Consider the following 1,023-nt stretch of genomic DNA (forward strand, 5'->3'; position numbering starts at 1 on the left):
TGCTGATTTGAATACGACTTCTTTGGTGGATTTACTGAATGAATCGAAGATTCAATTGCCCAACCCGTTAAAAGTCGTGTTAACTGTTGATGGGTCAACGCCTTGGCGGCGTTTTGATCCATCGGCCACTGAAGACGACCGTTCTCATAGCGCTTGTACAACAATACAAAACCATCGCCATCCCAGTACAATGCTTTGAATCGATCCTTCTTACTGCCACAAAACAGATATAGATTTTGAGAGTAAGGATCCAGGTCATATTGTTCTTGGACAATTCCCGCTAGGCCATCGATTCCTCGACGCAAGTCGGTACGACCGCAAACCAAATAGACTTGAGCGATACGCTTAAGGTCAAGTAACATTTAGAACACCGCCTTTAAAAGCGCATCAAGGATATAGCTGTTAACGCGATTATAAACGATAACGGTCTTCTCATTACTCAATTTGATCTGTAGTGCTTTGGTCACCTCCGACTGCCTCGACTTAGGCTGATCCATTTGAAAATGAAAAACATCAGGTTTATCTTCCATAAAAATACCTCACCAAATTTGAATTGATGAGGTAAGTGTAGCGCGTTAAATTGTTGGTGAAAATCCGTCATTTGGTTGGGTGCTTACCCGATACCCACAAGGCCGTCAAAGTACTTGGGGGACGGCTCAATAAGGACATCAAGGAGTTCTTCATCAATCAATATAATGTCGCGCAACGCGCGGCTGTTAAGCGTGTGGTCATGGACATGAATGCCGCCTATCAGCTCATCGTTCACGAGCTTTTCCCCAACGCTGAGATTATCATCGACCGCTTCCACATCGTGCAAATGATCGGACGCGCAATGGATCAGATTCGCGTCACAACGCTCAAACAATTAGATGGGAAGTCTCGCGAATACAAGGTGTTGAAGTCGCTTTGGCGGCTATTCCATTTGGCTCATCCCGACGCCAAGAAGTCTCGCTATTTGTTCGGCCTCAATGAACCTGGATTATTCATAGAATTTCAAAAAAGCAGCGCAATCCCACGATTCAC

At 45.0% G+C, this 1,023-nt stretch carries 2 protein-coding genes and 1 pseudogene; 1 reads left to right on the forward strand and 2 read right to left on the reverse strand.

All coding sequences use genetic code 11. From position 1 onward, the window contains the following. Together tnpB and FD01_RS16400 are read right to left on the reverse strand one after the other, a co-directional pair. Positions 1 to 362, reverse strand: a 362-nt coding sequence (gene tnpB / locus FD01_RS13080; protein WP_056964739.1) for an IS66 family insertion sequence element accessory protein TnpB, incomplete at its 3' end; no start/stop codon positions are given. Beyond that, positions 363 to 530 (reverse strand): hypothetical protein, encoded by a 168-nt coding sequence (locus FD01_RS16400; RefSeq protein ID WP_164480470.1) that lies wholly within the window; start codon positions 528 to 530, stop codon positions 363 to 365. 89 nt (positions 531 to 619) lie between these two features. Here FD01_RS16400 and FD01_RS13085 point away from each other — a divergent pair. Beyond that, a pseudogene (locus tag FD01_RS13085) lies at positions 620 to 1,023 on the forward strand (transposase); the annotation flags it as partial.

Origin of the sequence: Lacticaseibacillus manihotivorans DSM 13343 = JCM 12514, assembly GCF_001435035.1 — a bacterium.
Lineage (GTDB): Bacteria > Bacillota > Bacilli > Lactobacillales > Lactobacillaceae > Lacticaseibacillus > Lacticaseibacillus manihotivorans.